Origin of the sequence: Psychrobacter halotolerans (assembly GCF_039680845.1) — a bacterium.
Lineage (GTDB): Bacteria > Pseudomonadota > Gammaproteobacteria > Pseudomonadales > Moraxellaceae > Psychrobacter.
The window spans coordinates 39,198-53,943 of sequence record NZ_JBDKWD010000006.1; the positions used below are offsets into that span (position 1 = coordinate 39,198).

The window sequence follows — 14,746 nt, forward strand, 5'->3', positions numbered from 1 at the left end:
CAATCAAGCCAGCTGTTTAGCCGAACCATTATATAACGTTAGCGGCTAGATGAGTGCGTTAAGTTAAATTTTCAAGAGAAGGCTTACGATAGCCAGTGAGATTACCAGTCATTTTTCACATTCGTTTTTGACTAACATTCTCCACATGCTACATTAAGACCCTCAACGTTTTTAATATGACAACGAACCACTGAGATAACAAGCACAATCACCAATAATAAGGATGACTCATGCAAGCGGTTTTTTTAGACAAAGGCACCTTCTCTGACGGCATTGACTTACCAGCACCAGCAGGGGTGAGTGATTATGTCACTTATAACGACACACCAAAAGACGCCGATACCATCATTGAGCGTTGTAAAGATGCCGACATCATTATTACCAACAAGGTTCAGCTTGGCGCAGACATTATTGCAAACCTACCCAAGCTCAAACTCATTCAATTGACAGCCACAGGTATGAATAATGTCGATCAAGACGCCTGTGAACAGCACAATGTCGCCCTTTACAACATCGCCGGTTATGCGGTCAAAAGCGTGCCTGAACATACCTTTATGCTGATGCTAAGCGCCATGCGTGCAGGCGTGCATTACCATCAAAAAGTCGCTGATGGCACCTGGCTCGCTAACGGTAATTTTTGCCTGCTTGATATTCCGCTGATAGATTTAGAAGAAAAAACGCTTGGCATTATTGGTGTCGGCACCATTGGCAAACGCGTTACCGAAATCGCGCGGGCGTTTGGTATGACCGTATTGTGGGCAGATCATCAGGGACAGGCACCGCGTAGTGAGGAATATACCGCATTTGATGACGTCCTTGCGCGCGCGGATGTTCTTACTTTACATTGTCCACTGAACGAACAAACCGAGCATCTAATTAACAAAGACACCTTGGCAAAAATGAGCAAGCAGCCGCTTATCGTCAATGTCGCACGCGGCGGTATCGTCGACAGTCAGGCGTTGACGGATGCCATCAATAATGAGCAAATCATCGGCTACGCCAGCGACGTGTTTGAACAAGAGCCAATCCTAGATAACGATCCTTTATTGACCCTTGCCGATCATCCACGCGTGATCTTTAGCCCACATAATGCATGGGGCAGTAAAAGCGCACAAGTGACGCTGTGGCAAATATTAAGCAAACAAGTCGCTGAGTTTATCGATAAGCAGTCATAAGAACTAACGACCCAAGCGTTAAGCGTTAGCGGTTTGGGTCGTTAATCAGTTCAATAATAGTCAGCTCAATATAAAATCAAGTTAATAAAAAAGCGTCCGCAGGACTGGGATAAATTTTTCGCAGCCTCTGTTTAGCAGCACGCAAAGGAAATTTATATCAGTAGCACGTCATTGTTTGCATATCGAACTAGCGACTAAAGTGCAACCAGTCATCTTTTATCTTACGGTACTTTAGCATCACGCGATCACTGAGATAATTGTTGGTCACATACCAAGGATAGCGATCGCCTTGCTTTGGCAGCTCATCTTTTGCGCGTTGAACGTATCCAGCCGATAAGGCACCCATCACCGTATCCTCTTGCATGTGCGCCTCGCTATCTTTTGTCTGCGCTTGTGGTAAGGCCACTTGATAACGCTGCTTGTGCATGTAGCCAAGCAAGCGCATGACATACTGACACGCCAAATCGATTTTGAGCGTCCACGACGCATTGGTGTAACCAAATAAGGCCACCATGTTTGGTATGCCCTCCATCATGACGGCTTTATAGGTCATGCGCTTTCCGATATCGATCGCTTGACCATCGATATAAACCTTGGCGCCGCCCAGCATTTGTATTTTTAATCCGGTGGCTGTGACGATGATCTCAGCATCGAGATGCTTACCAGATTTGAGCAAAATACCCGTCTTGGTAAAGTGGTCGATGTGATCCGTCACAATGTTGGCGCGTTTGCTTTGTAAGGCGTTGAATAAATCACCATCTGGTACTGCACACAGGCGCTCATCCCATGGATTATAATCAGGCTCAAAGTGCGCCACATCCACATTACTTCCCTTTAGCGCTTTTTTGACGCCGTGCTTTAATATCGCTTTCATGACGTTGGGCGCAAATAAAGCAGCGCGATAAATACCTTGTTGCATCACAACGTTACGAGCACGCAATAGCGTATAAGCTTGTTCTTTAGATAATGGAGAGAATGTACCTGAGAGCCAGTCAAGCGCGTAATCATCGCCGGGTACGCTGGCCACATACGTGGGCGAGCGTTGTAGTATCGTGACATGGCGCGCGCATTGCTCATCCGCCTCGTCTAGCAAGGCGGGCAATAAAGTCATGGCGGTGGCGCCGCTACCGATGATGACAACTTTTTTATCGTGATAAGCGGTGTTTTGCCAATGCTGAGGATGGACGATAAGACCTTGGAAGGCTTCTTCTTGATCAAAACGGGGCTGATAGCCTTGCTCATAATCATAGTAGCCCGTCGCGCCCACCACAAACTGAGCCATTAACGTAAATACCTCACCATTGCTATGATCTTTTACCATTGCCGTCCACAGCTGCGCCGTACTTGACCAAGACAGCTGCTGCACTTCATGTTGATAACGAATGTGCTCTGTGACGGCAAACTCGCGGGCGGTATCAGCGATATAGCGTTTGATATCCGCGCCTTTTGCCAGCATCCTATGATCCAACCACGGGCGAAAACCATAGCCAAAGGTCAGCGCATCGGAGTCAGAGCGGATACCCGGATAAGTAAATAAATCCCATGTCCCGCCCAACTCTGCGCGTTTTTCTAACACCACAAATCGTTGGGTAACTTTTCGCTTGGCCGGCTTTGGTAGGCGACGCTTCGCCTTATTGGGTTTTTTATGACTAAACAACCCTTTATGCTGTCGCTGTTGTAGCCGACACGCCATGCCGATGCCCGCAATCCCTGCGCCAATGATCAGCACTTCGTAATCCGCGGGCGTGTTTGAAGACGACTTTTTTAGTGTGAAGCGATTTTTGCTCGCTTGTCTGGTAGCATTCATATCAAGCATACTTTTCTTCCTTGTTGTTGCATGCATTCTTTATTTTCATGATTGTACTTACATGATTTTTTACGCAATGACGTTTATATATAAATAAAACGCTTAAAAGTGCTGATATAAGTTTTTCGAAGCCTCTGTCGAGCGAAGCTCACAGCAAGCAAGAAAAATTGATAGCAGCTACGAGCATTTATATTACGTTAATATGTCACGTTAAAAAGGACTCGGACTTTCCCAATCCATCCATGCGCCAAGCGTCGGATGCTTAAGACGCAATTGCTGCGCGTGTAGATTTAGCCGCGATGCAATCTTTAATGCTGCGCCTTCTGCATAAATGGGATCACCGATCATCACGTGACCCACATGTACCATATGCACACGCAATTGATGACTGCGACCAGTCACGGGTTTTAACATAACGCGTGTCACCGTTTGACCGCCGCATTCTTCATGAGCAATGACTTCATATAAGGTCAATGCATGCTTTGACCAGTCATGATCGACGATATGACGCGGTTTGGTGGTTGGCTCATAACGCACAGGCACGCAGATCTCACCAGTCGCGCCAATATTCTCCCATTGACCAAACACACGCGCTTGGTACTTTTTTTGCGGCAGCCGCTCGATAAACTGCTTACTAATATGGGTCTGCGCGGCTGCATTTTTTGCAAAAATAATCAACCCTGAGGTATCCATATCCAAACGATGAATCAGCTTGACCGCTGGATTGGCACGCTCAAGTCGAGCCAGCAAACTCACCTTTAGCGTTTTGCCATCGACACTAAGTAGACCTGCGGGTTTATCGACTACCCAAATGTCATCATCCTCGTAGACGGTAATGTCTTTTGCAAAGGCTTGAAAAAACTCAAGTGGATAAGCGTTTTCTTGAGTGTTTAGGGCAATAACTTCTTCTTCGGTAAAAGGCATAAAATAAACTACTTATGTAAATTGGATTAAATAGGCGGGCTTTTGATTATTGTCGTTTTTGGCAAAGCGGCGGTAGGTTACAGACAAATCCTAACCTGTATCCTTGTGTTTCGATTTATTGTGCTAATAGTAATTGTTGAGCAATTTAACTGGTTTGCCTCTGCCAATCGTCAGCAAACATGTTAATATAATGGCACATTTTTACCCCTTCTAAACGATTCTTTGGCCATTCATTACGGTATTTTTTTCTTAAAACGTAGGTCAATGAATGACGATAGAACAATAAAACAAGAGAGATAATATTATGTCAGACCTTATTATTAATACGACCGATACCAACTTTGACCAAGACGTATTGCAATCAGATGTGCCAGTGTTGGTAGATTTTTGGGCAGCTTGGTGTGGTCCTTGTAAAGCAATCGCGCCTATTTTAGAAGATCTAGCCACTGAATACCAAGGCAAAATCCAAATCGTCAAAGTTGATGTAGACAACAATCCACAAGCGGCCAGCCGTTTTGGTATCCGTAACATCCCAACCTTATTTGTCTTCAAAGACGGCGAAAAAGTAGATTCAGTCATGGGCCTACAACCAAAAGCTGAATTGGCCAAAGTGCTAGACAAGCACCTATAAGTTAAAATTACTCGTTTACTCCATTGTGAATAAATGAGATAGAAATGAGCAAACAAGATAACATCATTGAAAAAGCCATTATCTGCCTTAGATAATGGCTTTCTTGCTTATTTTTTAGCCAAAAAACCCAATTATTCGACTTTTTTAGCAAAATTTATTGACAACATCATTGTGAAGACCGTATAGTCTGCTGACAAGAGAAAACCAACGGTTTTTCCTAAGTGTCTTATTGCTATTCTCCTCGTGTTTATCAACAAAAACACAATCGTCGTTATAAATACCATTACTGAACGAAATGACTAAACATCATTACTGATATTGAGTTTTTGACACAGACTCTTATGTAGCCTTCTTTATCTTTATTTCTTATTACCTTGCATCCAATGACTGCAATGCGTACATAAGCAGACGTGTAAAATCAAAACTACATAATTCTAACGCTGTGTTTGCCTCCTCTATCGCCATACTATCGTTGTTTTAATCACTGTCGTGACTTGTGCTGCTAATGGCATCTCTCATCTGATCAATTGCTAATGACCTATCTATGAATCTAACTGAATTAAAGAAAAAATCAATCGCTGAGCTATTGGCCATCGCCAAAGAAATGGGTCTTGATAATATGGCGCGTAGCCGTAAACAAGACATCATCTTTGCCATCTTAAAAACCCACGCGCGTAACGGTGAAGCCATCTATGGTGACGGCGTACTTGAGGTTCTTCCTGATGGTTTTGGCTTTTTGCGCTCATCAGAAGGCTCTTATTTGGCAGGCCCTGACGACATCTACGTCAGTCCTAGTCAGATTCGCCGTTTCAGTCTTAAGACCGGTGATAGTATTGCTGGTACGATTCGCCCGCCCAAAGATTCTGAGCGTTATTTTGCCCTGCTAAAAGTAGGCGAAATCAACTTTGATACGCCAGATCGTTCACGTCATAAGCTCATCTTTGAGAATTTAACGCCGCTGTTCCCGACTGAGCAATTAAAACTAGAGCTTGGTAATGGTACGACTGAGGATTTGACTGGCCGTATTATTGACCTGATTGCCCCGATTGGTAAAGGTCAGCGCTCTATTATCGTGGCACCGCCAAAAGCGGGTAAAACCATGCTGCTACAATCAATCGCCCAGTCGATCACCCGTAACAACCCTGAATGCTACCTCATCGTACTACTGATTGATGAGCGTCCAGAAGAAGTGACCGAAATGGAACGTACGGTTCGCGGTGAAGTCGTTGCCTCTACCTTTGATGAGCCACCACAGCGTCACGTACAAGTTGCTGAAATGGTTATCGAAAAAGCCAAGCGCTTGGTCGAACACAAGCAAGACGTGGTTATTTTGCTTGACTCTATCACTCGTCTGGCCCGTGCATACAACACCGTTATTCCATCATCAGGCAAAGTATTGACGGGTGGTCTGGATGCCAACGCCCTAGAGCGTCCAAAACGCTTCTTTGGTGCGGCTCGTAACGTTGAAGAAGGCGGCAGCTTGACGATTATTGCCAGTGCCTTGATCGATACGGGTAGTAAAATGGACAGCGTTATCTTTGAAGAATTCAAAGGTACGGGTAACCAAGAAATCACGCTTGAGCGCGACTTGGCCGAAAAACGCGTCTTCCCAGCCATTAATATCAAAAAATCGGGTACGCGCCGCGAAGAGCGCTTATTGGACGAAGACAAACTGCGTAAAGTCTGGATCTTGCGTAAGTTGTTACAACCGATGGACGGTGTACAGGCTACTGAGTTCTTATTGGATCGTCTCAAAGAAGCAAAAACCAACGATGAATTCTTTGAACAAATGAAACGCAAATCACAAAACTAAATAGGTTTTGGGCTGATGTAGCCAGCGTATAGAAACCATGTTTACTCAATTAAGATCACTTTCGGGTGGTCTTTTTTTATAGATGGTTTTGCAATACGCCTTAGTCTAAAAACCGTTACCAATCTAAAAATCGTTGTTAAGTCAATCCAATATAAAAAAGGCACAGCGAGAATGGAATTAATTTTTTGATGCCTCTGTCTGCGTAGGCACAGCAAGCAAGAAAAATTGGTTCCAGTCTCGCTTTATCATTTCTTGTATCCGTTTTATTTAGGATCAACTATAGTATAAAAATAGTTAGCCTACTATCCGTATGAACACAATAACTCTGAGCAAAATTACTACCAACGATACAGTGGGGAAACATATTTTACAGTGGATTTGCAAAGCTTAGCGCTTTTACTACGCCTAAATAGAATCGAATGAGTTAGCATAGCAGTTAGTATAGATTTACTCTGCAACCATATATTCATTGTTGAATGATTAATTTTTGGATATTACGTTTTGAATATTGGTAGCGAGATAAATGACAAGACACTTGCTATACTTAATAATCCTTACTAATGCAGACCTTATAACGTCTTGCGGTAGCATAATAGATTATTCTAGGAGAATGGCTTAAACACTTTAACCCAGTATCTCGGTATAAAAAGCAGTGTGAACGAAGATACTGTTTCTTAATGATACTGTCTCTTAATTTTGATAAACCAACTTGATAACTTAATAGGTGATACTATGAAATTTGCTAAAACTATCGCAATGACTGCTATTACTAGCTCGGCTCTTATCATGGGCGGCTGTGCAAGCGGCGGCTACGGATACGGTAACAACAATACTGCAAACACCGCTAAAGGCGCTGCTGCTGGTGCTGCTGCTGGTGCATTATTAAAAAGTGGTGGCAACAGTAAAGATATCGCTCGTGGTGCACTTGGTGGTGCTGCTGTTGGTGGCGCTGGTGCTTACATCCTTAACAACAGCCGTTAATCGCTGACTTGTTATTGACCTAGCTTGAATGAAAATACAAAAAGCCTGCAATTATGATTGCAGGCTTTTTTAATGATTGTTATTGATAAGAACATGAGAATCATATCTTCAATATAGCAAAGCTTATGACAATGCCCCACTAAAAGTATCACAAGATTGGATATTGCCGCTCTCTAATCCATGGGTAAACCATTGGACACGCTGTTGACTGGTCCCATGGGTAAAGTTATCAGGTACTACTTGTCTACCGCTCGCTTGTGCCAAGCGATCATCACCGATTTGACCTGCCGCATTGATGGCTTCATCGATGTCGCCCGGCTCCAAGAATTGTACGCGTTCTTGATTACGCTGCGCCCAAACCCCTGCAAAACAATCAGCCTGTAACTCTTGCAATACCGATAATTGATTGGCCTGAGTCTGAGTCACTTGACGACTGGCTTCATTGACTTGTTGAGTGATACCTAGCAAGGTCTGTACATGGTGACCCACTTCATGGGCAATAACATAGGCTTGAGCAAAGTCTCCCGCTTTATCTTGGTTTTCTTGCCCACCTGATTCTTGCTTGTCACCCGTAATACCAAGGTTCTGACGCATCTCTACAAAAAACGAGGTGTCTAAATAAACCGTCTGGTCGCCTGGACAATAAAACGGACCCGTCGCTGCACTGGCGCTGCCGCAAGCTGAACTCACTTGTCCGTTAAACAAAATCAGCGAAGGCTCTTGATAAGTACTGCCCGCTTCATTAAACACCTGACCCCATACCTCTTCTGTATCTGCCAATACCACTTTTACAAACTCTGTGTCTCGATCGGTACTGGTCGCAGGCTCAGTGGACGTGCTGCCTCCGTTTCCACCGGCAATGACTTGACCGGTTTGTAAAGCGGTCATAGGGTTGACGCCAAATACCAGCCACAAAATACCTGCGATAATAATACCGCCGATACCGCCACCAATCATCTTGCCGCCACCTGTGCTTGTGCGCACGTTAGAGCTGCCTCTTCTGCCTTGCCACTTCATAGTTTCTTCCTCAAACGTACGATAGACCGCGCTATTCGTATCAATAGTTATTCATATTATGTAAATTCTCGCTTGATGCACGGTCTACTCAGTCATTTTCTGCCATAGATTTGCTGCTATACATAAGCACCATTACTTTGATATTCTTTAATGACTGAGGCATCTCGATAGATGGTAACGCCGCAAACCACTTATCCAATTTTACCGTCATTCAGCGGACTAGTTTAGCCTGCTAGCAGAGACACTCATACCAGATAGAACCACTCAAAACCAAGCGATGTCGTTGATTATACGTCGATTAATGAAGCGTATTGTGTTAAAAATTATATTAAGTAATCAAGGTAAAGAATTATTTTAAATATAATTGTTACTTAATTGTACAGCCTATTTCTATTTAAATAAAAAACATATAGAATGCGTGGAAGCTGAGTAGCTGTGACTAAGATGAGTTGAAATCCGAGATATCTCGGATTTTAATCTTTGTGGCTGCTACTGCTCATTTCATTTTTCCGGAGAATATATTATGAAACTTAAATTACTTGCTCTAGCTGGTATCATGACTGCAACTATGGGCCTAACTGCCTGTGACAGCAACAAAGAAAACGCTGCTGAAGATTTATCTGACGCGCAAGAAGAAGTGCAAGACGCTTCTGAAGAGCTAAACGACGCTTCAGCTGAAGGCGAAGTTACTGCTGGTGCTGAAGCTGACGTTGCTGAAGCCGAAACTGCTGTTGCTGATGCACAAGCTGCAACTGCTACTGACGAAATGGACGCTGAAGTTCCTGTAGACGGTACTACTACTAGCGTAGATATGGCTAGCGAAACTCCTGCTACTGACGCTGCTGCTGTTGATGCATCTGACGAAGTTGTTGTTGAGCAACCAGCTCAGTAATTTTATCGTATAAACGATAAAACACTGTAGTTAAAAGAGAGAGCGTATGCTCTCTCTTTTTTTATGTATGCTGTTTATATACTGTCTTACTTCTCACTGATAACTTAAGTCTGTCGCGCTCTATGCGCCTGGCCTCTGTATACTCAACTGCTCTACACAAAAGGGACCAGCTCAACTTAAAGAGCATCACTGAATGATAAACCAAATGGCAAGGACGGTTATGAATCAAACAACCGCTCATCAACTTGCTGACGAAATTTTTGTCCCGTTTTAAAAGTCACCACCCGGCGGGCTGAAACTGCCACTGGCTCACCTGTTTTTGGATTACGACCTGGGCGGCTGTTTTTGTCTTTCAGCTCAAAATTGCCAAAGCCTGATAGCTTGACCTCTTTTCCATCAATCAAACTCTCTGACAACTCATCAAAAAAGTTCTCCACCAAACAGCGGCCTTCTTGGCGCGTTAGGTTAAGATGACTCATCAAATGCTCAATCATGTCAGATTTGGTTAAGGTGCTCACAGTGCGACTCCTATGCTTGCTATGTCGTCATGTCGAATATCATGGTTTAGCGTATGAAGGTTGTTATTGTTATTATAAAGCTTTTTTAGACTCTTTTAACAAACAGAGGATTAAAATCTTTTATTAATAACAACTTACCATTTTTTGAATACTAATTTTTATATAAAATTATGTTTTTATTTCTAGCAAGCTCTATGAAGAGCAATGCTCCATAGCCTTACAAACACAAGGCCATAGAGCATTATATGCTATTGAAATAAAGGGTTAGCTGTCACGCAATTGTGCGGCATGGGTGTCAACCAACGCTTTTACTACTTTATCGGTGGCTGTTTTTACAGCCTCATCAGATAAGGTTTGCGTTCTGTCTTGCCAGACGAGGGCAAAGGCTAATGAGCGTTGACCAGCTGGTACTTTGTCCCCTTGATAAACATCAAACAACCAAAGATCAACCAACATCTCACCTGCCGCGGCTCGTATCGTTGACTCTAGCGTTTGTAAGCTAATCTCGCTGTCGACCAATAGGGCAATATCGCGGCGCACTTGTGGAAATTTGCTCGGCGTGGTAATCGCGTGCTGCTCACGGGCGAGCGTCAGTAACGGCGCAAGTGACAACTGAGCGACCCAAGTGGCTGGTAAGTCTAATTGTTTGGCAGTGTTAGGATGCAGTTGCCCAAGCCAGCCGACGTATACATCATCGATATACAGCTTAGCGCTTTGACCCGGATGCAAGAAGCTTAATTCACTACGCTCATAGCGGACACGGGCGCTATCTATTTGGGCAGGTAGTAGCTGCTCAATATCATGTTTGAGATCATAAAAGTCGAGCGCGCGATTTTGATACGCTTGCTCATCCCAGATATCGCCCACAGCGACCAAAGCGATACTTGGCGTTTGTACCAACTCACTGATGCTATGACCAACAAAGCTCAGACCCGTTTCAAAGAAGCGCACACGCGGCTGTTGGCGATTGAGATTGTACTGTACACAAGGCAATAAGCTTGACAATAGCGTACGGCGCATGACCGCCAAATCACTAGAGATCGGATTGGCCAATGCCAATACTTCCCCTAACGCTTCATCATCGAGCAGTGCTTCTAGTTTGGCATCACTAAAGCTAAAGCTAATTGCTTCCATGTAACCGTTGTCGACCAATGCCAACTTCATCTCATGCGTCAAATCTGCGGTATCGTCATAATCCATGCTCACCTGCAAATGCGGCAATACGCTTGGAATATTGTCATAACCATAGATACGGGCAATCTCTTCGATCAAATCTTCCTTGATACTCATATCAAAGCGATAAGATGGCGGCTTACAAAGAAGCGTATCCGCTTGTTGCTCTACCACAAAACCCAACTGGGTTAAGATACGTACCATGACGTCAGGTTCAATCTCAATACCGATGACATCACGAACCTTGGCAATCGGTAACGTAATTGGGTCACGTACTGGTAGGTGCTCAAGGTTTTCAACCGTCACTATTTGTCCAGCTTGACCACCCGTGATACTCGTAATCAAATCACAAGCGCGCGCCAACGCCAATTTTGGTAATTCAAAATCAACGCCACGCTCAAAACGCTGTGAAGCATCGGTGTGCAAGCCAAAACGGCGAGCGCGAGCAGCAATAGCAAGCGGATTAAAGAAAGCGCTTTCTAATACAATATTTTTGGTACTGTCCGTCACGCTACTACGCTGACCACCCATGATACCCGCTAATGCCAATGCACCTTTATCATCAGCAATCACAAGCTCATCGCCTGTTAGTGTGACCGTTTGCTCGTTCAGTAAAGTGATGCTCTCTTCAGGCTGTGCCAAGCGTACGACAATATCACCAACAATGGTATCGGCATCAAAGGCGTGTAGCGGTTGACCAAGTTCCAAGAGCACGTAGTTGGTCACATCGACCAAAAAATTATGCGCGCGCAGACCTGACTGTACCAGCGCATCTTGCATCCATTTAGGGGTTTCGATACTACGATCGATATTGCTAATAGACTGTAATAAATAACGTGGGCACGCCTTGGTTGCACTTACTTTGACTGCTGGCGATGCAGCGTTGTCAGTCATCGCGATATTATCAGCAATCGTTGGCGTGTTCATTGGCAAATCATTGATGACTGAGATTTCACGCGCAATACCACGGACGCTGAAACAATCACCACGGTTTGGCGTGATTGAGACATCGAGAATTTGATTGTCTAAACCCAAATAATCACGGATATCGGTACCGATTGGGGCATCCGCTGGTAACTCAAGCAAACCGTCAATGTCGTCAACCAAATCGATTTCAGACGCTCCGCACAGCATACCGTTTGACGCAACACCGCGCAGCTTACTCTTTTTGATCTTAAAGCCCGCTTTACCATTACTGTTATCATCGCTTGGCAAGACGGCACCAACGGTAGCGACAGGCGCTTTCATACCGACCGTCACATTGGGTGCACCGCAGACGATCTGCACTGGCTCAGCGTCGCCGATATTTACCTGCGTGACGCGTAGCTTGTCAGCATCCGGATGCGGCTCAACGCTAATAACTTCACCAACCACCACACCACTAAAAGCGCGTGCGACCGCATAACGATCATCAATCTCCAGCCCTACCATGGTCAGCTGTTCAGCCAATTGCTCACTGGTATTATTGGGGTTCACCCATTGACGTAGCCACTGTTCGCTAATTTTCATATATATCTCGGATCAGAATTTTATAATAAAGATTTTGGAGTAAAGGTTGGCAAATACCCGTTAACCACTGAAAACGGAAATTCTAGCCAAACTGCTTTAAGAAGCGTACATCGTTTTGGAAAAACAAACGCAAATCATCGATGCCGTAATACAGCATCGCAAAGCGCTCAATTCCCATACCAAAGGCAAAACCCGTGTATTTGTCGCTATCGATACCACAGTTGGTCAGTACTTGTGGGTGCACCATACCGCAGCCCATGACCTCAAGCCATTTACCATTATCATCTAAGATATCGACTTCAGCTGAGGGCTCAGTGAATGGGAAAAATGAGGGACGAAAACGCACGGTCAGCTCTTTGGCAAAAAACGCTTCCAAAAACTCGCTGATCAAGCCTTTTAACTCCGCAAAAGTACTCGATTCGGTGACCATCAACCCTTCTAACTGATGAAACATAGGGGAATGCGTTTGGTCTGAGTCATTGCGATAGACACGGCCTGGACAAATAATACGAATCGGTGGCTCGTTTTTTTCCATGGTACGAATCTGTACCGGACTGGTATGGGTACGTAGCAAATAATGCGCATCAAAATAAAAAGTATCGTGCATCGCACGCGCTGGGTGATGGGAGGGAATATTTAGCGCTTCAAAGTTATAGTAATCGCTCTCGACCTCAGGGCCGGTTGCCACATTGAAACCCGCCTGCACAAAATACTGCTGCATACGCTGGGTAATCATCGTCACCGGATGCAAATGGCCTTTTTGTCCACCGCGCGCAGGCAAGGTGATATCAATACTCTCAGCCTCTAACTTAGCGTTTAGTGCCGCAACGTCTAGTTGCTGCTGCTGATCTGTCAGGGTCTGCTGAATGCGGCTACGCACTTGATGCAACCAGCCACCGTAGGTTTTTTTATCGTCGGCGGTAAGCTTGCCCATCTGTTTTGACCAACCCGTTAATAGGCTCTTTTTACCAGTCAATTGCACTCGTAAGTCTTGCAATACGCGGGCATCAGTGACTTGTACAATCAAAGCGTCAGCGGCTTGAGCAAACTCGGTCAATTGAGCTTCGCTAAGATCATTCAGCTCTGTAGATAAGGTCGGTAGCGCCGACAAGTCGTTGGTGGCAGCAGGGGTAGTCATAAGACGCATTATTCCTGATTTGAACGGACTATTAATTGTAGGGATTTGACCAAATATTGCAAACCATTTACTCGCTATTTTAAAATAAAAACGAGTGTTATGAATGGCTTGAATATTTAGACAGTACTCATCATACTTGATTCATGGAGCTTGATTCATCAATCTTTATTCACCAAGTGTTGATATCACGCTTCCATCTCGATACCCAGGATGAGCAAAAACATATCATATAAAAAAAGCCACCGACTAGCGGTAGCTTCTATTAATATCATACTATTAATCAATATTAGTCCTATCCATCTAAACACTCAACTTAATATGCTGAATATCTAAAGGATGGTTAATATTAGGCCAATTCCGCTTTTGCTTTTTCGACCAATGCGGTGAAAGTTGCAGCATCATGCATAGCGATGTCAGCAAGGACGCGACGATCGATTGCGATGTTGGCTTTTTTCATGCCATTGATAAAGCGGCTATAGCTTAAGCCATTTAAACGTGCACCAGCGTTGATACGTGCAATCCAAAGACGACGGAAAGTACGTTTTTTGTTGCGACGGTCACGATATGCATATTGACCAGCTTTGGTTACTGCTTGTACCGCTACACGGTAAACACGTGAACGGGCACCGTAGTAGCCTTTTGCACGCTTCAAGATTTTTTTGTGACGGCGATTTGCCTGTACACCACGTTTTACACGGGCCATAATTTACTCCAAGATTTTGTAATCACTGTTAAACGAATGACGATGCTATTAAATAGTAAACATCGTTGTCAGATTGCAAAGTCAGCTATATCCAATTCAACAATTTTAAATTAAATACAAGTGACGATAGGCTATTAGATGTATGGGCACATACGACGAACAGCTGCTTCGTCAGACTTGTGCACTAACTTAAGACCACGCAACTGGCGAATACGCTTAGGTGATTTCTTGGTCAAGATATGGCTTTTAAAAGCTTGCTTACGCTTGAAGCCGTTTGCTGTTTTTTTGAAGCGTTTAGCGGCACCGCTTCTGGTTTTCATCTTAACTTTCATGATGAGTTGCCTCTTTTTCTTTGTTAGAACCTGGTCGTCAAATAGGGAAAATGTCTGACTACTATATAAGTTGCCATATAAACAATCATCAAACCTCTATTTGCCTCGAGGTGGGAGGCGCTATTTTAGCAGA

Annotated in this window: 13 protein-coding genes; 5 read left to right on the forward strand and 8 right to left on the reverse strand. The window is 44.2% G+C overall.

Going from position 1 to position 14,746, the window contains the following annotated elements; all coding sequences use genetic code 11:
- Positions 1-230: 230 nt before the first annotated feature.
- Positions 231-1,175 carry a D-2-hydroxyacid dehydrogenase gene (locus tag AAJP47_RS11315; protein WP_346718032.1) on the forward strand — a complete coding sequence of 315 codons (945 nt, stop codon included), beginning with the start codon at positions 231-233 and terminating at the stop codon, positions 1,173-1,175.
- Positions 1,176-1,362: 187 nt separating this feature from the next.
- Here the strand turns inward: AAJP47_RS11315 and AAJP47_RS11320 are convergent, their stop codons facing one another.
- Both AAJP47_RS11320 and AAJP47_RS11325 read right to left on the reverse strand, forming a co-directional pair.
- The gene (locus AAJP47_RS11320) at positions 1,363-2,868 is read right to left on the reverse strand and encodes a flavin-containing monooxygenase (protein ID WP_346718158.1); all 1,506 of its coding nucleotides are present in this window, start codon (positions 2,866-2,868) and stop codon (positions 1,363-1,365) included.
- Positions 2,869-3,192: 324 nt separating this feature from the next.
- Positions 3,193-3,906 (reverse strand): RluA family pseudouridine synthase, encoded by a 714-nt coding sequence (locus tag AAJP47_RS11325; protein WP_346718033.1) that lies wholly within the window; start codon positions 3,904-3,906, stop codon positions 3,193-3,195.
- Positions 3,907-4,210: 304 nt separating this feature from the next.
- Between AAJP47_RS11325 and trxA the strand changes: the two genes are divergently transcribed.
- The 3 genes from trxA (at position 4,211) to AAJP47_RS11340 (ending at position 7,331) form a co-directional block, all read left to right on the forward strand.
- Positions 4,211-4,537 (forward strand): thioredoxin, encoded by a 327-nt coding sequence (trxA, locus tag AAJP47_RS11330; RefSeq protein WP_346718034.1) that lies wholly within the window; start codon positions 4,211-4,213, stop codon positions 4,535-4,537.
- Positions 4,538-5,081: 544 nt separating this feature from the next.
- The gene (gene rho / locus AAJP47_RS11335; protein WP_068403707.1) at positions 5,082-6,350 is read left to right on the forward strand and encodes a transcription termination factor Rho; all 1,269 of its coding nucleotides are present in this window, start codon (positions 5,082-5,084) and stop codon (positions 6,348-6,350) included.
- 732 nt (positions 6,351-7,082) lie between these two features.
- Positions 7,083-7,331, forward strand: coding sequence for a YMGG-like glycine zipper-containing protein (locus AAJP47_RS11340; RefSeq protein WP_346718035.1), 249 nt, complete (start codon positions 7,083-7,085; stop codon positions 7,329-7,331).
- Positions 7,332-7,454: 123 nt separating this feature from the next.
- On the opposite strand, the gene ypfJ is transcribed toward AAJP47_RS11340, so the two are convergent.
- The gene (ypfJ, locus tag AAJP47_RS11345) at positions 7,455-8,348 is read right to left on the reverse strand and encodes a KPN_02809 family neutral zinc metallopeptidase (RefSeq protein WP_346718036.1); all 894 of its coding nucleotides are present in this window, start codon (positions 8,346-8,348) and stop codon (positions 7,455-7,457) included.
- 523 nt (positions 8,349-8,871) lie between these two features.
- Between ypfJ and AAJP47_RS11350 the strand changes: the two genes are divergently transcribed.
- Complete coding sequence (locus tag AAJP47_RS11350) at positions 8,872-9,240, forward strand: hypothetical protein (protein ID WP_346718037.1); 369 nt, start codon at positions 8,872-8,874, stop codon at positions 9,238-9,240.
- 218 nt (positions 9,241-9,458) lie between these two features.
- On the opposite strand, the gene AAJP47_RS11355 is transcribed toward AAJP47_RS11350, so the two are convergent.
- From AAJP47_RS11355 to rpmI, 5 genes are all read right to left on the reverse strand, one after another.
- Positions 9,459-9,758 (reverse strand): integration host factor subunit alpha, encoded by a 300-nt coding sequence (locus AAJP47_RS11355; protein WP_346718038.1) that lies wholly within the window; start codon positions 9,756-9,758, stop codon positions 9,459-9,461.
- A gap of 264 nt (positions 9,759-10,022) precedes the next feature.
- A complete protein-coding gene (pheT, locus tag AAJP47_RS11360; RefSeq protein ID WP_346718039.1) occupies positions 10,023-12,440 on the reverse strand; it encodes a phenylalanine--tRNA ligase subunit beta in 2,418 nt (805 codons plus the stop codon).
- A gap of 82 nt (positions 12,441-12,522) precedes the next feature.
- Positions 12,523-13,578, reverse strand: a complete 1,056-nt coding sequence (gene pheS / locus AAJP47_RS11365; protein ID WP_346718040.1) for a phenylalanine--tRNA ligase subunit alpha — start codon at positions 13,576-13,578, stop codon at positions 12,523-12,525.
- A gap of 346 nt (positions 13,579-13,924) precedes the next feature.
- Positions 13,925-14,281, reverse strand: coding sequence for a 50S ribosomal protein L20 (rplT, locus tag AAJP47_RS11370; protein ID WP_011281252.1), 357 nt, complete (start codon positions 14,279-14,281; stop codon positions 13,925-13,927).
- Positions 14,282-14,415: 134 nt separating this feature from the next.
- A complete protein-coding gene (rpmI, locus tag AAJP47_RS11375; protein WP_062845610.1) occupies positions 14,416-14,613 on the reverse strand; it encodes a 50S ribosomal protein L35 in 198 nt (65 codons plus the stop codon).
- Between the last annotated feature and the right edge of the window lie 133 nt (positions 14,614-14,746).